The sequence below is a fragment of the Pseudoalteromonas sp. MMG006 genome, assembly GCF_018101025.1.
Lineage (GTDB): Bacteria > Pseudomonadota > Gammaproteobacteria > Enterobacterales > Alteromonadaceae > Pseudoalteromonas.
The window spans coordinates 295,558-312,884 of the sequence record NZ_JAGJEJ010000001.1 but is presented as its reverse complement, the minus strand read 5'-3'; the positions used below and the strand labels follow the sequence as shown (position 1 = coordinate 312,884).

Here is a 17,327-nt window from a genome sequence, read left to right as displayed (position 1 = left end):
TTAACCTGCAATTTCAGGAATAAGCAAAACTAAGCGGGTGAAAAAGTCCATTAGCTCTTGCGTTAGCCAATGGCCTCCCACTATAAGTGCACTAATTGTAATTAATAGGCGAGGTAAAAAGCTTAGTGTTTGTTCGTTTATTGAAGTTGCAGCTTGAAATACAGCAACCACTAAACCCACAATTAAACCTGGGACAACGATTGCAGACACCAATTTAATCACTAAAAATAACGCGTCACTTAGAATATCAACAAAAATTTCCGGTTCCATGTTGTACTCCTATTTTTGTATTACAGCTAAACTTTGCATTTTAAGTCCCTAAGCCAAAACTTTTAGCTAAAGTGCCCATTACTAAGCTCCAACCATCAACTAATACAAATAACATTATTTTAAATGGTAAAGATACAATCATTGGCGATAGCATCATCATACCCATCGCCATAAGAACCGAAGCCACAACTAAATCTACTATTAAAAATGGGATGAAAAACATAAACCCAATTATAAAAGCAGTTTGCAGCTCGCTGGTTACAAAAGCAGGTATAAGTACTATTAGCGGTGTATCTTCAGGTGAATCTAACTGATCGTACCCCGCTATTTTGGCAAATGTTTCTAAGTCTTTTAGGCGAACTTGCGAGAGCATAAACGCTTTCATTGGCTCTTTTGCAAGTTCTAGCGCTTGTACCGAGGTAACCTGCTCGTTTAAGTAAGGCTCAATGGCTCGCTCATTCACTTGCTGATAAATAGGCGACATTATAAAAATACTTAAAAATAACGACATACCAAGTAGCACTTGGTTTGATGGCGTTTGCTGCAAACCAATTGCTTGTCGCAAAATAGCAAGTACAACAATAATACGGGTAAAAGAAGTCATCATAATGATAGCTGCTGGTATAAAACTCAGCGCCGTCATAATGGCTAAAACTTGTAATGTTACTGAGTAATCCTGAGTACCGTCGGCATTTGTGGTAATGGTCAGCGCATCAATTCCCTCTGCACTTACATTTGGTACAAATACCATGGCAAAAATAATAAGCAGCCACTTTGTCATAGGTTTAATTCTTTTTATTTTGGTTTGATTGTGTGTTTAAAAGCTTACCAAATCGCTTTGCAAGCTCAGGTAATTCTTTTTCACTTAATGGGGTTTCTAGCTTATGCAAATAATTAATACTGTGCGGAGTTACACCTAATAAATGCTGTGCGTTATCTATTTCAACAACCATTAAGCGCTCACGAGAGCCCAATGGTAAGCTTCGCACTACTTTAAACTCATCACTATTTGCTAAATTGGGATTAAGCTTTTTAACAAAAAATGCCAGTACTATAATCAGCACTAGCACCATTATTAACGACAACACCATAGAGAGAATATCTCCGGTAGGTGTTACCGCATCTGCTTTTGTAAAAACCGAATTCGTTAAAGCTACTAACGTGTTCATCGTAGCTTTTTGATCCGCTCTACTTGGCTAATAACATCAGTTAAGCGAATACCAAACTTATCGTTTACTACAACGACTTCACCGTGCGCAATGAGCGTACCATTTACTAATACATCTAACGGCTCACCAGCAACACGGTCAAGCTCTACAACAGAGCCTTGGTTTAGCTGAAGTAAGTTACGAATATTAATTTTAGAACGCCCGACTTCCATAGAAATAGTGACAGGTATATCTAATATAGTATCGAGTTTGCGCTTTTCTTCGCCACTCATTTCGTGTTTAGAATCACTTAATTCATCAAGTTCGGCTACTTGCGCTTCTGCGCCTTCATCAGTGCCCTCAGCCTCAGCTAATGCTGCTGCCCATTCGTCCATTGTATCTTGATCATCGCTCATACTTTTAACCTTTTAAATCAATTACCAGTCTAAGTCTACACCGTCAGACAGGTGTAAATCATCTTCTAGTTCTGCTAATTCTGCATCTGAGTCAATTTTCTTGCCGCCTTTGGTAAATACATGCAGCTCAGATTTAACTGAATCAGGTCGTTTAATTTTTTCACTAATTTGTAGCGCAACATTATCACGAGAGCGGCCCATTTTAGCCCTAAAGGTAGGAAGTTCTTCAACAAATACCGTAATATGCTCCGGCATTTCTACCGGTATAATGTCACCTGCTTTAAGCTCCATAATTTGCTTAAGAGAAAGGTCGACTTCAAGAAGCTGAGTGGACATATCAACTTCAACATCCATAATCTCATCACGAAGCGCTTTACTCCAACGTAAGTCGGTGTCTTCAGTATCTGATTGCACACCCGCGTCAAGTAATTCTCTAATAGGCTCAAGCATTGAATAAGGAAGTGCAATATGAAAGTCGCCGCCACCGCCATCAAGTTCAATATGAAAAGAGCTAATAACCACAACTTCTGTTGGGCTTACAATATTGGCCATTGCAGGGTTTACCTCTGAGTCGAGGTATTCAAAAGACACGTCCATAACCGGTGCCCACGCTTCTTTATAATCTTCAAAAATTATTTTAAGCAGCATTTGCACTATTCGGCGCTCGGTTGGGGTAAATTCGCGGCCTTCAATTTTTGCATGATAACGCCCATCACCACCAAAAAAGTTATCTACCAAAATAAACACAAGTCGTGCTTCCATGGTAATAAGGCCTGTGCCTTTTAGAGGTCTAAAACGCACCATATTTAAGCTAGTTGGAACAAATAGAGTATGGATATATTCGCCAAACTTAATCATTTGGACGCCGTTAATCGACACCTCAGCGGTGCGGCGCATCATATTAAATAAGCTGATTCGCATGTGACGAGCAAAGCGCTCATTAACAATTTCCAGTGTCGGCATGCGACCACGCACGATCCGATCTTGCGAAGAAAAATCGTACTGAAGCGTACTTCCTCCGCCATCTTCACCTTCGTGTATATCTTCCTCTTCAACGTCATCAACACCGTGTAATAGCGCATCAATTTCATCTTGGGATAATAAATCGCTCACACTAACCCCTTATTGCATCACAAAGCCGGTAAACAATACCCGCTCAATTACTTTGCTGCCTTCAACATCGTTTAAAGCTGTTTGTACTTTTTCTAGCGCTGAAAAACGTAGTGTTTCCTTGCCTGCACTGGTGCTTAGTTCATCGGCAGTTGTAGTAGAGAACACGCTTAACAAGGTACCTTCAATAAGTGGAATATGCTTTTTAGCGGTCTCTTCGTTTACATCACCACGTACTAATAATTGCACTTTTACTTGAACAATTCTATCGCGGCTTGAGCCTGGAACATTAAATACAAAAGGCCTAGGCATAGCAACATACAAAGCACTCCCCATTTGAGCTGAAGAACTAGAAACTGCAGGAGCCTCCTCAGACATAGCCGTTTCTTCATCGAGTGTTTCAACAGGCGCATCTGAACCCGACATAAACAAGTAACCACCAACGCCACCAGCAATCAGTACAACAGCTGCTATTATAATAATTAGCTTCTTTTTACTTTTACCGGTTTCTTCTATTTCTAAACTTGCTTCTTCAGCCATAATGATTCCTTTATTTGCAAAGGTACTTGCTTGTTTTAATTGTTATAATAGCAGTACTTAGGCATAGTAATCTATTGATGATGAACTTTGTTGTCGAGAACTTTGTGAAACACTGTTTGCTTGCTCGTCATTTTCACCATTTACCGATTCGTTATTAGCTAACCCCGCTTGAGTACCGCCATCACTTTGATCCGGATTTTCACCGCCCGATTGCCCATAAGAAATAGTACTCTCGCCAAGCTCTAATCCCTGCTGAGCTAACATCTCGCGTAGGCGTGGCATTGACTGTTCAAGCGCTTCTTTAGCCTGTTGGCTTTGCACTACAAAATTAATTTGAGCTTGTTCTGCATCACTTCTAATCCGTATTTGCATACTGCCCATTTCAGGTGGATCTAGGCGTATTTCAGCCTCTTTATTATTAATGCTGAGCATAGAGCTTACTCGCTCTTGCAAAAGTTTAGCTGCATCACTTTTTACAATGTTTATTGCTTGCATAACATCAGGGTCAATACTTACTTGCTTTACTTGTGCCGCGCTTTGTAATTGCTGGCTTTGCAAAAGCTGTGTATCTGCAAGCCCTTGATCATAGTTAAGCCCTTCATATAAGCCGGTACTATTAGCTTGCACTGTATTAAACGCAGCCGTAAGTTGAGTAAATATTTGTGCTACACGAGGTGAGCTTTGCTCCGCTGTTGTACTTTTAAGCCCTTCTTTGGAAAGTTGCTCCAATTGCTTTGCTAAATCATCATCGTTTGACACTGTAATTTTGTTTACTTCGGCATCCGCTTTATTTACCGATTTTGAGCTGGCTTGAGCAACTGTATTTACCGTATTCGGTGTTTCACCGGCAACAAATGTGTTTGGCTTGATTTTAGCACTATCAACTAACTTTATTTCAATGGACGCTTCAAGTTCACTAACCGTTTGCTTAAGGGCTTTCAACTGCTCACCCTGGGGCTGCTCTGTTTTAATGTATGCGTTTAATTGTGTTAATAATGCTTGTTTTTCACTTGTATTGAGCGTATTAATTTCTGAACTTACTCTTTGCTTTACGGCTGTACTTTGAGTTTGTTCATTATCTGTAATAAATTGCGCAAGCATTTCTTTTAAACTTGAAGTATTACTTACATTACTCGAACTAGAATTTGTTATTGCTTGAGCTTGTGTATTAAGTTGCAAGCGCTGCTCAGAGGTTAAACTCGCAATCACTTTATCAGCAGCAGTTGATCCCATCTCTTTAGCTAATAAGTTAGTTAATGCTGTACTTTGTCCATTTTCAGAAGCTACTTTAGGTGATTGGTTTACTTCAATTTTATCTTGTATAGGCTTTTTATTATCTGAAAATTGCCCTTCTATGGCTTGCGCTAAAGTACTTTTGTAGTGCTTATTTTCATTGAGTAAAAAAGTATTTTCGCCACCACTTTGCGAGTCATCTGATGGGGTAGTCTCTGAACCGACAATCGCAGAACTTGTATTTTGCATTAAAGGTGATTCATCACCGCTTTTAGTAACTAAAGAGTGTAAAGAATTTTTTAGCTCTGTGTTGTTTAATGTGTCGGCAGGTTTATTAACAGATGTGTTCATGGTTTGTGCAGAGTTAATTTGCGCAAGCATGTTATCACCAGACATAAATACTATAACCGCATCTTCATCAGCCAACTTTGTGTTTTGCTCTTCATTTTGAGCTTCACTTTCTTGTGGCTGTTTATGTTTAGGAGCGGCAATAGAGTTTTCAGCTTCAGCCTGAGGTTTTTCATTGCCTTTTTTTTCAAGCTCAATAGAGTCATGTGCATTGTGGAGTTGGCTTAAAAATTCAGCACCTGAATCATTTTCACTTTTAGCCAAGTTACTGTCTCTAACGGCTAATAAAGGGTCTTGCTCGGTAGTAGCCAAAAAAGAAATATCGTTCATCACCATAAATCACCTAATACTATTACGGCAATGTACCACCGCATATTGCCAAAAATTAAATACCACCGAGTAGCGAAGCAATTAACGTGCCTAATTTATAAAGATTTACGACGTTGAAAAAATTGGTTGGCCGAAAACTCATCTAACATTTTTTGCTCATTTTTTGCTATTAAAGCACTGGCTTTAAGCCTTTGTTTTTCGATTAATTTAGCCACCGCTTTTGCCTTAATTTGCTGCTTTAACCATAGTGCTTTTCGCTGGGTAACAACTTGCTTTGCTGTATTTACTGTACTTGCTTGCTGGCGAATAGCCTCTTCAATTTTAGCTATAAACGCATGATACTGACCAAACCCGGCACTCGATAAACCCGATTTACCTTTTAAGTGTAATTGTTGTGAATACTCCAATCTAAAGTCGTTTAGCCCTTGAAGCTTCTGTTGGTTTGCTTGCAGGTTTTGATTTGCTTGTAAGTAATTCATTCGCAAACTTTCTTCTTTGTCGTTTTCGAGCTTTAGCAATAAATCGAGTTTATTTTTAGCCATTATGCTTGTCCTAATAACTGAGCAAGACCAAGTAAGCCGTCGTCGTAACTAATCACATCTCGCATACCTTGTTGTAAAAACGCATTTACTCTTGGCATCATGTTTATCGCTTGATCAAGCATTTGGTCGGTCCCTTTTTGGTAGGCGCCAAGAGTGATCATATCTTTGTTTTGCTGATACATCGAATACACTTGTTTTAACACGCGAGCTTGCTGCATATGCGGTTCAGACACAACTTGCGGCATAACACGCGAAATCGACTTTTCAATATCTATAGCGGGGTAATGTCCGCTGTCGGCTAAATCTCGAGAAAGCACAATATGTCCATCTAAAATAGCGCGGGCAGCATCGGCTATTGGGTCTTGCATATCATCACCTTCACTCAGTACAGTAAAAAAGGCGGTAATAGAGCCTTGACCTTCCCCACCATTACCAGCGCGCTCAACCAATGCAGGAAGCTTTGCAAATACTGAAGGCGGATAGCCTTTAGTAGCCGGTGGCTCGCCTACAGCAAGCGCTATTTCACGTTGCGCCATGGCATAACGCGTTACCGAATCAAGTAACAACAATACATTTAATCCTTGATCCCTAAAGTATTCGGCAATGGTAACTGCACTTTCACAGCCTTTTAAGCGCATAAGGGGTGAAGCATCAGCAGGGGCTGCAACAACAACTGAGCGTTTACGTCCCTCAACACCTAGTATTTCTTCAATAAATTCTTTTACTTCTCGCCCACGTTCACCGACTAAACCAACAATAATTACATCGGCTTCGCTGCCTCGGGTCATCATTCCTAATAGCACCGACTTACCAACACCAGAGCCTGCAAACAAGCCCATACGCTGACCTTGCCCTACTGTAATTACGGAGTTGATAGCACGCACACCTACATCCATAGGTTTACTAATTGGCCTTCTTGAGAGGGGGTTTATTGTGTTTTGAGCAAACTTTAAATGATGTTCGGCATTTATTTTACCCAGCCCATCAAGAGGACGGCCTAAACCATCAACTACGCGACCTAGTAAGCTCATTCCCACCGGTAAACCGGTATCGTTTACTTGAGGAATAACTCTGGCACCAGGTAACACGCCAGAAATATGATCATTTGGCATTAAATAGAGTGTTTGATCATTAAACCCGACGATTTCAGCATCAACAAAGCCGTGCATTGTTTCAATTTTGCATTGGCTACCAACAGGTGCACGCAAACCTTTAGCTTCTAAAGTAAGGCCTACCACTCGCGTTAAAATACCGGCCACAGCCGGCGCTGGAGTTTTTATATGTTGTTGGTATTGAGATAAGCGTTCGCTTAAAGGTGCACGTTGCTGTGACATAACACGCCAAAAATGAAATTAGATACCACTATTATGCAAAAAACTATCCAACGTTTCTTTGACACGTGTTTTTAGGGTCATATCGAGCGACGATTGTGCTGTTTTCACCTCACAGCCGCCGCGCTCAAGCGTTGGCTCTGCAACTAGCTGCCAATTATTATCAGCAATTGTTTGCTCGCCGTAACTCTCTTTTATAAGGGCAAGGTCGTCTGGGTGTAAATGTATGCGTACTTTTTCTTGTTCAGCATTAAGTGAATCAATGCTTTGCTTTAAGGTATGTAAAATAACATCGGGCGATGTTTTTACTTCTTGATAAATAACAGCTTCGGCTAACATACTTGCTAATTGTACTAATTGCTTTTCTGCTTGTTCATCTACTTTATTGAGGGGGATGGTTAAGCTCTCTAAAATGCTTTTTAAACTCGTTAACTGCTCTTCAATCAGCGGTTTAACGTCTTCATGACCTTGTGATTTGCCAAGCTCAACGCCCTCTTTGTAGCCAGCGTCTTTGCCTTCACCGACGCCTTTTTCAAAGCCATCTATGTAACCTTGCTCATGACCCTGTTTGAGCCCTTCCTCGTACGCGTCTTGTCTAATACGCTCAAGCTCAACCATAGTTAATGAAGGGAGTTCTGGCTCTTCGGGTTCATCAGCGGGCATCTCCTCCTCAAGCTCTTTTTTGTAAAGCTCACTCAGAGGGGTGCCATAAGCAGTAGAGCGATCGCCAAAACTACTTTCGTCTGGAGCTACATCAGGAATAGCCCAGTTTTTTAATAATTCATCAGCTTCGTCAGCGCGAAGGGTATGACCTTTGAGTTTGCTCATGGTTTACAAGAACTCCTCACCACCACCGCCACCAAGTTGAATTTCACCTGAGTCAGATAATCTGCGCGCAGTTGATAAAATCTCTTTTTGTGCAGCCTCTACTTCACTTATACGCACAGGTGCCATTGTCTCTAAATCATCAGCAAGCATTTCGGCTGCACGCTTAGACATATTGCCAAGTATTTTATCTTTAAGCGCATCATCTGTGCCCTTAATGGCCTTCATTAATACATCTTGCTGAACTTCACGCAATATTGCTTGAATACCACGATCTTCAACGTCCAGTAAGTTTTCAAACACAAACATCAGATCTTGAATTTGTTGCGACATTTCTTCGTCATGCTCACGAATAGAGTCCATTAACTGCCCTTCTACGTTTGTATCTAGGTAGTTCATAATATCTGCCGCAGCTTTTAAGCCACCCATTTTAGCTGCTTGCGCACCTGCTTGGCCGGCAAATTGTTTTTCCATAATTTCATTAAGCTCTTGTAAAGCAGCTGGTTGTACTTCTTCAAGATTGGCAATACGCATAGTTAAATCAAGACGCACTTTTTCAGGAAATTGCGCAATAATTTCAGCTGACTGCTCCGGCTCTAAGTACGACAGTACAATTGTTTGAATTTGCGGATGCTCATTGCGAATAATGTTGGCGACCTGTTTAGAGTCCATCCATTTTAATGAATCTAAACCTTTAGCCCCTGAGCCCATAACAATTTGGTCAATAAGACTCGCGGCTTTATCTTCACCAAGAGCGGCTGTAAGCGCTTTTTTAATAAAGTCTTCTGACTGAAAACCAATAGTACTAAAGCTTTGAATTTGCTCTATAAACAAATTATGTACAGCACTTATTTTAGCCTGCGATAAATCATCTAGCGCAGCCATCGCCATACCCACCTTCTGTACTTGCTTTGGCTCCAAGTGTTTAAGTATTTGCGCGGCATCTTCTTCTGATAAACTCAAAAGTAATATAGCGGCTTTATCTACACCGTCTAGTTTATCAACATCAAACGATGGCGGGAGTTGTTTTTGTTCTTGATCAGTCATCTTCTGTTAACCACGCTTTCACTACTTGTGATGATAGTTCTGGTTCGTTAGCGACAAGGGCACGAATTGCTTTAAGTAAGTCTTCATCGCCATGTAAATCCGGTAACTGCAGTGTACCATCACTTGAGAAACCAACCGAAGCAGAATCAAAGTCTTTATTTAGCATATCGAGCGTACTGTCGCCAATATCTAAGCCTGAGCTTAATGCATCTTCGTCGTACTCTTCTAGAGTATCATCAGGGTAAATTAAGCGTTTAAGCATTGGTTTTACTACTGCCATTATTAATACAATAATAACTAAGGCACCAAGTACAAGGCGGACTATTTTCATAAACCAGTCTTGCTCCCAAAGCGGGACTTCAAAATCTAAATCAGTCGCTTCTCTTACAAATGGTACGGTAACTACTTCAAGCGCATCACCTCGTTGCATATCAAAGCCAACACCGCCTTGGAGTAAACGACGAATATTTGATAATGCCTCAACCGAACGAGGAGCCATTGTTGTCTCGCCGTTTTCACCTACTTTAGGTAGATAATCAACAGCAACCGACACACTAATTCTACGTATTACACCGGTTTGTTGGCGTTTGTGGGAAATAGTTGTATCTAGCTCGTAGTTACGCGTTGCCTCTTTATGGCTGCGTGTTGGAGAAGTGGCAGTGCCTGCTCCGCCTTGCCCTGCGACCTCAGGAATATTTGAATTAACCGGGGGCTGATTAGTCAGCGCACCAGGAATACCCACAGCTAGACCACCTATGTTACTTTCTTCAAATGTGGTTTCGCTACGTACAGCGGGTAAGTCGGGGTTATAACGTTTTTGAGTTTCTTCTACAGCGCTAAAGTCCATACTTAAATCAACCTGAGCGGTGTAATTACCTAACCCTACAACCGGAATAAGTATGCTATCTATTTTTTCTAAATATTCTTGCTCGCGTTTACGCTCAAGGTCGTACTCTTTACGAGAGCGCGCTGCTAATGAACTTTGTGAGCCTGAATTTAATAAGCGGCCATTTTGATCGGTTACCGTTACACGAGCAGGCTCTAACCCTTGAACGGCTGACGCTATCATATCAACAACTGAGTCAATTTCTTCACCGTCAAGCATTCTGCCGCGTTTGAGAGTAAGTACCACTGTGGCTGATGGCTTTTTTTCTCTACGTGCAAAAACGTTTTCTTTTGGAATAGCTAGCAATACTTTGGCGCGAGTTACATTGTTAAGCTCTTCAATGGTGCGGGCAAGTTGTTGCTCTCGGCCATGCTTTAAACGTTCACGTTCTAAGCGTTGGCTTACACCAAAGCCCATATCTTGCATAATAATATCGCTACCAGATGTAGGCCCTTGCTCTAGCCCTTCGCGTGCCATTAATAATTTAATATTTTGGTATTCGCTTTCATCAACCGATACGACATTTCCGTCAAGTTGGTATTCAATTTTTTGTGCATCTAAAAAATCAAGCGTTTGAATAAGCTCTTCTGTAGGCATTTTACCTAATGGACGCATGTCTGGCTGACGAGCCCAAATAATAACAAAAATAGCGATAGCTAAACAAATAGCTAATGCAATAACAAGCGTGACTTGGCGTAATACATCAACACCATTTAACGCACTTAAATAGCCCGATTTTTGCTCTTGTTGACTATCGCCATCGCTTTGCTCGATTGTACCACCAGCAAGTGCAAGGTCTGTTGATTGATTAGATTGCGCCACAATAATTCTCCACTACCTAGTTAAACAGGCATGTTCATGATTTCTTTGTAAGCTTCTACAAGTTTATTACGAACCTGTACTGTTGCTTCAAATGCCACTGATGATTTTTGCGAAGCAATCATTGCATCGGCAAGCGATACACTGCGGTCGCCCATTTCAACGGCTTTTACTTTTTGGCCTGTGTCTTGTTGTAGCTCATGTACTGTATTTAGTGCATTACTTAACATATCGCCAAACTGTGCGCTTGAAGGTGATTGAACCTGAGTAGGCAGCTTATTTGTTTGATTACTACGGCCAGCTTCTAAGGCCATTGATTGCATTTCTTGAAATACAGCGCTGTTTTGAATTTTCATAATTTTTCTCTGACGGTGCAGTTAACTCTTAAAGGTAATAAAGCACAAAGCATGCCAAATAAATAAGCCTTTAAATACAATATGTTAACATGTTATTTTGTGAGTCAGAGTTTTGACAACCCTAAATTCGTAGTTCGAATTTAGGGCTCAAAGGGAGCTATGCTGGAAGTGAAATACCTAAGTCGCGCATTTGCGCTAATTTATAACGTAAGGTTCGCGGGCTAATACCGAGCGTTTCGGCTACGTCTTTGCGTTTACCTTGACAACGCGCTAACGTTTCTAAAATTATTCGATGCTCTTTATCTTTTAGCTCGTCTTTATAGCTGCCGGTGTCTGGTGTCGGTAAATCTTGCTGGGGCATTACATCAGCACTTTGCTGATCGTAATAAGCGCTACTCAACGACTTTTTCTCTACCACTTCACTTTTTTCAGTCTGTGGAATAACAAAATTGCTCGGCGCTAAATTTTCAATAAAAATAGCATGCTCATTTATTGTGTCGCCACTGCGCAGTATAAGCGCACGTTGAATTACGTTATCGAGCTCACGTACATTACCAGGCCACGCATGAGCAAGTAACTTTTGCTCGGCCGCGCTATCTAAATACGCCATCGGCTCTTTGCTTTTACTTAAGTGACGTTCTATTAAGTGTTTAGCTAGCACAATTATATCACCAGGGCGTTCACATAAAGGCCGCCACATAAGCGGGAACACATTTAATCTGTAATATAAGTCTTCTCGAAACTGATTATCTGCCACGGCTTCTTTTAAATCGCGGTTACTTGTTGCAAGCACACGTACATTTAATTGAATTGTTTTACGACCACCCAAACGCTCTACTTCGCGCTCTTGCAACACACGTAATAGTTTAGCCTGTAGACCTAAATCCATTTCGGTTATTTCATCGAGTAAAATAGTGCCACCTTGTGCTTGCTCAAATTTACCTGGGCAAGCTTGAATAGCCCCTGTAAAAGCACCTTTTTCATAGCCAAACAAGGTTGCTTCAAGCATGTTCTCTGGTATTGCTGCGCAGTTAATTGCTACAAAAGGTTCACTACTACGGCTTGATTTATCATGAATATAACGTGCGAGTACCTCTTTACCTGAACCACTAGGGCCAAGCACCATAACACTTGCATCAGAGCGGGCAACCTTGCTTGCAAGCTCAAGTAGCTGAATGCTAGTAGGGTCGGCCACAATGGGGCCATCTGTATCTTTAGGTTTTTCAGGTAGGTAGCGGCTCACCATATTTAGTAACACCTCAGGTGCAAATGGTTTTGCCATATAATCAATAGCCCCTAAGCGCATTGCCTCTACTGCATCATCAATTGTTGCATACGCGGTCATCATTAATACAGGTAAGTCTGGATAATTTAATTTAATACTACGTAGTAAATCAAGACCACTCATTGCGCCCATTTGTACATCGCTTACCACTAGTGAAAATGACTCTTTTTTAAGTAGTAGCATTGCTTGCTCTGCACTATTTGCAGCTACACATTCAATACCCGACATTTCAAGTGTATCAATTAAGGCTTCGCGTAAGCCTGCGTCATCCTCAACAACTAAAATAGTGTTACTCATAATGATTCCTCTAATTTAGATGTGGTATTAATGGGAAGTAACATACTAAAGCAGGCTCCCCCGTGTTCATTATTAACCACGTCAACACGGCCTTGATGCGCACTAGCCACAGAACTTACAACCGCAAGTCCTAAGCCTGTGCCTTGGCTTTTTGTAGTAAAGAATGGCTCAAATATTTTATCGCCTTGGCTTAAATCAACGCCTGGGCCATTATCACATACGCTAATTCGTACCATATTTGAGTCATGTGAATCTGTTTGAGCCGTTATTTTTACCACTGCGCCATTGCCAATAACTTGAATACTGTTATGCACTAAATTTTGAATCGCGCTCGCAAGCGCAGTTTTATTACCCACAATTTGTATGTCTGGCTCAGGTAGGCTGACATCAAGCTCACTATTATTAAGGGCTACCATAGCGTCTGCGCCAGTTTTAACCTCTGTTAATAACTGCTGCATGGAAACTTGCTCAACAACTTGCTGATCACCACTTTTTGCAAATAGCAGCATGTCGTTAACTTGGGTCTCTAAATCTTTTAATCGCGACATTAATTTAGTCTGAAAGTTGTCACGAGAAGCTTCCGGCAAACGTTTTGAGCCTAAATTAGCTGCATATAACATAGCAGCAGAAAGAGGCGTACGAACTTGATGCGCCAATGACGCAACCATTTTACCCAGCGCACTTAACCGCTGCATATGGGCAACTCTTTTTTGTAATCGACGAGTTTCTGTTAAATCAGTCATTAAAATAAGTTGGCCAGGCTCAGGAGCGAGTGCGGTTATATCCAACTTTATTAAACGCCCATCTTTAAGTGACACTTCGTGCCCATCATCTTGATGTGGACGAAAAGAGCGCTGAATCACATTAAACCACTTCTCACCTTCTAATGGCTCACCAAGCATATCTATCGCTATTTGATTTGCTTTCGCTATCATGCCTTTGCCATCTAGCACCACCACACCTGCGGGCATAGTGTCTACTAAATGCGAAAGCCAGCTAGCTTGCTTTCGCAGATCGCTTAACTCACCAATGTACTCCTCTTGAAGTAAACATGGGTTATACTGATTTGCAGAAATAAACTGTGGTTTTAACACGCTTGCAAGAGCCATAATCAAATCTCAAATAGATGTAGATACAGGGCTAAATGCACGATTTATACCAAGATTTATTTGTATATTTTTCATTACGTTACACGCTAATTTTAAGTGACATAAAAATGACGCACACTAAAAGGAATAACAATGAGTAAGCAAAAAAAGTGCCGTTGCCCATGGCTCGACACCACTAAACCAGACTACGTTATTTACCATGATGAAGAATGGGGCGTGCCACTTTATGACGATACAAAACTATTTGAATTTATTACGCTAGAGTCGGCGCAAGCAGGTTTAAGTTGGTATACCATTTTAAAAAAGCGTGAAAACTACAAAAAAGCATTTGCTAACTTTGATGTACACAAAGTAGCTAAATATACAGTACAGGACGTTGAGCGACTCATGCTTGATGAAGGGATAGTGCGTAACCGCTTAAAAATTTCTGCAACCGTTAATAATGCTAAACGATTTATAGAAATTCAAAAAGAATTTGGTAGTTTTAGTCATTACCAATGGCAGTTTGTAGGTAATAAGCCAACTATTAGTGATTTAAATAGTATTGATGACTACCCTGCAATTACAGAAGCTTCTGCCGCATTTGCAAAAGATTTAAAAAAACGTGGTTTTAAATTTTTAGGCCCTACAACGGTATACGCACATATGCAGGCATGCGGTATGGTTAACGACCATAGTAATGATTGTTTTAGAAAAAAAGAAATTATTGAGGCTTTTAGCAAGTCGATGAGTAAGTACAGCTAAGTAATTAGAAGCTGCTCTTCTCACGCGAGCAAGCTTGGCGTCTACCGCCAAGGTTCAAGTGTGTATTTATCTTTCAAACCCAAAGCTGCATGCGCAATGGGTAAAGTTCGTAAAGTGATAGCGACAATGAATATGAAGAAAAAGTATTTTGTCTTTTGTGCACTATTAGTCTCGCGACAAGTTATACTTTTTCATTTTTTCGACGAGTGTTGTACGCCTCACACCTAGTATTTCTGCGGCGCGTGCCACAACATAATCAAAGCGTTCAAGTGCTTGAGTAATTAAGCTAATTTCAAGCTCCGCTAAATAGTCTTTAAGCTCAATACCGTCCTCAGGTAATAGTCCGCTACCTTGGTTAGTAAATTCAGCTTCGGGTTCAGAGTCATAATCACTAAAGCCAGTGCTAAAAATATCGTTAAAGGCATCTTTTTCTAAAAGCTCTTCAGGGTACTCTGGTTCATAGGCATCTACCTCTATGTAACGATATTTATTGGGTAAATCAGGTACATCAACCACCTTTTCAGGAAACATAATAACCATACGCTCAACCAAATTAGCAAGCTCACGAATATTTCCAGGCCAAGCATGTGCTTTTAAACTCTCAACCGCGCGCTCTGTAAATTTAGCGGTCGTACCGCTTTGCTCATTAACACGGCGCATTAACTCCTTTAATAGTAACGGAATGTCATCAGCACGCTCACTCAAAGAAGGGTTTTCGATAGGGAATACATTCAAGCGATAATATAAATCCTCCCTAAAACTTCCCTCTTCTATCATATTTTCAAGATTACGGTGAGTAGCGGCAATAACCCTCACATCAGCCTGAATGGCTTTTGTGCCACCTACTCTTTCATAGCTTCGCTCTTGTAGTACTCTAAGTAACTTAACTTGCATTTGCAGCGGCATATCACCTATTTCATCTAAAAATAGTGTGCCACCTTGAGCAAGTTCAAAACGGCCTTTACGCGCTGATATAGCCCCTGTAAACGCCCCTTTTTCGTGCCCAAACAGCTCACTTTCGAGTAGTTCCCCTGGTATTGCACCACAGTTAACAGGCACAAACGGCCCAGTATTTCGCTTAGACAATAAATGCACATTGCGCGCTACAACCTCTTTACCTGTACCCGACTCCCCTAAAATAAGCACGTTTGCATCGGTTTTAGCCACTTGTTCAATTAAAAAGCGCACATCTTTAACGGCTTCTGTTTCACCTACTAAGCCATCAAATGCTTTATGAGGTTTATGGCCTTTATGGTCGGTTGGCAGCATACGTTGATATTGCTGGCAATCGTGCAGCAGCTGCGTGGTTACTTCGTGGTTAAAAGGCTCACAAATCAAGCCTACAACATTTGCAATGCTTAGTAGTGGCTTTAGTGTTTCACCAATTAATAAAAAAGGGAGTGTTGGGTAGCGTTTAATTAAGCTTTCGTGATTTAAGCTTTGCAATGCACCTAAAATTACGATGCACTCTTGCTGCTGATACTTACTGCATATTTGCTCAAAGCTAGACTCATCTAGCAATTGTACAGCCTCACCTATAAAGGTAAGTGATGCGTTTAATCCTATTGAGCGATTGTTATTATTATCTAAAATCAAGATCATAGTTAGCGAGCCGTACTTTCACTAATTTATTTAATTAGTTAAATTGTAAGCCAGTTCAGCACGGATGCAAGCAATAGCGGCAGTTTTTTGACATAAACGCCAAAAAACAGACGGATTAGTAAATTAACCATACTTAAGAATTAATCATTAAGTATCAGTTTATAAAGACCTTATACAAAAAGCCCACTTAAAATTTTAAAGTACAAATTAGCTTATATGTAAAATATATAGGCTATTATTTACTTAAGTTGCAAGTAATAATGCCGATAACTATTAAGATGTAAGACGCTTGGCATTAATATTGCTTTTATTTTGATATAAGTTTTACATAATTTTAGTAGTTAAATTTAGGATCACCCATGGCTCATGTCTCACTGAAGAAATACAGTCAAGTTCGTGCAAGTAATATTGCAGAAATGGCGCCGTATGAACAAATAAACCTTATTTTTAGTAATATTATTGGTCGCTTGGCTGCCACTAAAGGTTTTATTGAACGCAAAGAAATAGAAAAAAAAGGTGAAAACCTTTCAGCATGCATTTTACTCTTAGGTGCGCTGCAAGATGCGCTTAACTTAGAGGTTGAGCAAGACCCTAGTATTTCTGATAATTTATTGGCGCTTTATGCCTACTGCCAGCGTAAATTAACGCAAGCTAATATAAATAATGATATTGAAGCAGTCGTTGAAGTTTCAAGCATCATTAAAGAAATAAAAGAAGGTTGGGATAGTATTCCAACAGATCAACGCATTCCAGCGGAATAGGGCTATGGGACAAAGCCTTTCAGCTAAAGCAAAACGTATTAATGTACTGCTTAATAATATTGAAGCATTAGTTCAAAGTAATAATGCAGATGAAGCTATGCCAATTATGGATACTTTAAATAGTGAGCTTAAGAGCTGGTGCGAAAGTGCCCCCCCGCCAAATACTCAAGAATTAGAGGCTATACACGCTGCTATAAATAAGATAAACAAGCAGGCAATGGCTAAAAAAAATGAATCATCGAAAGCTATAATTAGACAAAAAAAATCGGGGAAAGCCATTTCAGCATACAAGTCGGTTTAATTACTAACACAGTATTAAACGTAAATA

Annotated in this window: 19 protein-coding genes; 3 read left to right on the top strand and 16 right to left on the bottom strand. The window is 40.5% G+C overall.

Annotation, left to right across the window (positions count from 1 at the left end; all coding sequences use genetic code 11):
* The 15 genes from fliQ to J8L73_RS01365 form a co-directional block, all read right to left on the bottom strand.
* Entirely contained in the window at positions 1 to 270 is a 270-nt protein-coding gene (gene fliQ / locus J8L73_RS01435) for a flagellar biosynthesis protein FliQ (RefSeq protein ID WP_058548546.1), read from the bottom strand.
* 40 nt (positions 271 to 310) lie between these two features.
* Positions 311 to 1,051: a flagellar type III secretion system pore protein FliP gene (gene fliP, locus J8L73_RS01430; RefSeq protein ID WP_058548547.1), complete on the bottom strand. Its 741-nt coding sequence runs from the start codon at positions 1,049 to 1,051 to the stop codon at positions 311 to 313.
* Positions 1,052 to 1,055: 4 nt separating this feature from the next.
* On the bottom strand, positions 1,056 to 1,439 hold the full coding sequence (fliO, locus tag J8L73_RS01425; protein ID WP_058548548.1) for a flagellar biosynthetic protein FliO: 384 nt from the start codon (positions 1,437 to 1,439) through the stop codon (positions 1,056 to 1,058).
* Positions 1,436 to 1,834: a flagellar motor switch protein FliN gene (gene fliN / locus J8L73_RS01420; protein WP_210999188.1), complete on the bottom strand. Its 399-nt coding sequence runs from the start codon at positions 1,832 to 1,834 to the stop codon at positions 1,436 to 1,438. The genes fliO and fliN overlap by 4 nt, the downstream gene beginning before the upstream one ends.
* Positions 1,835 to 1,855: 21 nt before the next feature.
* On the bottom strand, positions 1,856 to 2,947 hold the full coding sequence (gene fliM / locus J8L73_RS01415; RefSeq protein WP_058548550.1) for a flagellar motor switch protein FliM: 1,092 nt from the start codon (positions 2,945 to 2,947) through the stop codon (positions 1,856 to 1,858).
* 9 nt (positions 2,948 to 2,956) lie between these two features.
* A complete protein-coding gene (fliL, locus tag J8L73_RS01410; RefSeq protein WP_210999187.1) occupies positions 2,957 to 3,484 on the bottom strand; it encodes a flagellar basal body-associated protein FliL in 528 nt (175 codons plus the stop codon).
* A 57-nt stretch (positions 3,485 to 3,541) separates the two neighbouring features.
* Positions 3,542 to 5,395, bottom strand: coding sequence for a flagellar hook-length control protein FliK (locus J8L73_RS01405; protein ID WP_211014359.1), 1,854 nt, complete (start codon positions 5,393 to 5,395; stop codon positions 3,542 to 3,544).
* 95 nt (positions 5,396 to 5,490) lie between these two features.
* Positions 5,491 to 5,937: a flagellar export protein FliJ gene (gene fliJ, locus J8L73_RS01400; protein WP_211014356.1), complete on the bottom strand. Its 447-nt coding sequence runs from the start codon at positions 5,935 to 5,937 to the stop codon at positions 5,491 to 5,493.
* Positions 5,937 to 7,271 carry a flagellar protein export ATPase FliI gene (gene fliI / locus J8L73_RS01395; RefSeq protein ID WP_211014354.1) on the bottom strand — a complete coding sequence of 445 codons (1,335 nt, stop codon included), beginning with the start codon at positions 7,269 to 7,271 and terminating at the stop codon, positions 5,937 to 5,939. Before fliI ends, fliJ begins: the two co-directional genes overlap by 1 nt.
* Positions 7,272 to 7,289: 18 nt before the next feature.
* Complete coding sequence (fliH, locus tag J8L73_RS01390; RefSeq protein ID WP_210999183.1) at positions 7,290 to 8,096, bottom strand: flagellar assembly protein FliH; 807 nt, start codon at positions 8,094 to 8,096, stop codon at positions 7,290 to 7,292.
* A gap of 3 nt (positions 8,097 to 8,099) precedes the next feature.
* Positions 8,100 to 9,140, bottom strand: coding sequence for a flagellar motor switch protein FliG (gene fliG, locus J8L73_RS01385; RefSeq protein ID WP_210999182.1), 1,041 nt, complete (start codon positions 9,138 to 9,140; stop codon positions 8,100 to 8,102).
* The gene (gene fliF, locus J8L73_RS01380) at positions 9,133 to 10,848 is read right to left on the bottom strand and encodes a flagellar basal-body MS-ring/collar protein FliF (RefSeq protein WP_210999181.1); all 1,716 of its coding nucleotides are present in this window, start codon (positions 10,846 to 10,848) and stop codon (positions 9,133 to 9,135) included. Before fliF ends, fliG begins: the two co-directional genes overlap by 8 nt.
* 20 nt (positions 10,849 to 10,868) lie before the next feature.
* Complete coding sequence (fliE, locus tag J8L73_RS01375) at positions 10,869 to 11,201, bottom strand: flagellar hook-basal body complex protein FliE (RefSeq protein ID WP_210999180.1); 333 nt, start codon at positions 11,199 to 11,201, stop codon at positions 10,869 to 10,871.
* Positions 11,202 to 11,358: 157 nt separating this feature from the next.
* Positions 11,359 to 12,783: a sigma-54 dependent transcriptional regulator gene (locus tag J8L73_RS01370; protein WP_210999179.1), complete on the bottom strand. Its 1,425-nt coding sequence runs from the start codon at positions 12,781 to 12,783 to the stop codon at positions 11,359 to 11,361.
* Positions 12,780 to 13,892, bottom strand: coding sequence for an ATP-binding protein (locus J8L73_RS01365; RefSeq protein ID WP_210999178.1), 1,113 nt, complete (start codon positions 13,890 to 13,892; stop codon positions 12,780 to 12,782). Before J8L73_RS01365 ends, J8L73_RS01370 begins: the two co-directional genes overlap by 4 nt.
* 132 nt (positions 13,893 to 14,024) lie before the next feature.
* Between J8L73_RS01365 and J8L73_RS01360 the strand changes: the two genes are divergently transcribed.
* Positions 14,025 to 14,636, top strand: coding sequence for a DNA-3-methyladenine glycosylase I (locus tag J8L73_RS01360; RefSeq protein WP_210999177.1), 612 nt, complete (start codon positions 14,025 to 14,027; stop codon positions 14,634 to 14,636).
* Between the two features lie 165 nt (positions 14,637 to 14,801).
* Here J8L73_RS01360 and J8L73_RS01355 read toward each other — a convergent pair whose 3' ends face one another.
* The gene (locus tag J8L73_RS01355; protein ID WP_210999176.1) at positions 14,802 to 16,238 is read right to left on the bottom strand and encodes a sigma-54 dependent transcriptional regulator; all 1,437 of its coding nucleotides are present in this window, start codon (positions 16,236 to 16,238) and stop codon (positions 14,802 to 14,804) included.
* A 359-nt stretch (positions 16,239 to 16,597) separates the two neighbouring features.
* On the opposite strand from J8L73_RS01355, the gene fliS reads away from it, so the two are divergent.
* Entirely contained in the window at positions 16,598 to 16,999 is a 402-nt protein-coding gene (gene fliS, locus J8L73_RS01350; RefSeq protein ID WP_210999175.1) for a flagellar export chaperone FliS, read from the top strand.
* A 4-nt stretch (positions 17,000 to 17,003) separates the two neighbouring features.
* The gene (locus J8L73_RS01345; protein ID WP_210999174.1) at positions 17,004 to 17,300 is read left to right on the top strand and encodes a hypothetical protein; all 297 of its coding nucleotides are present in this window, start codon (positions 17,004 to 17,006) and stop codon (positions 17,298 to 17,300) included.
* Positions 17,301 to 17,327 lie beyond the last annotated feature (27 nt).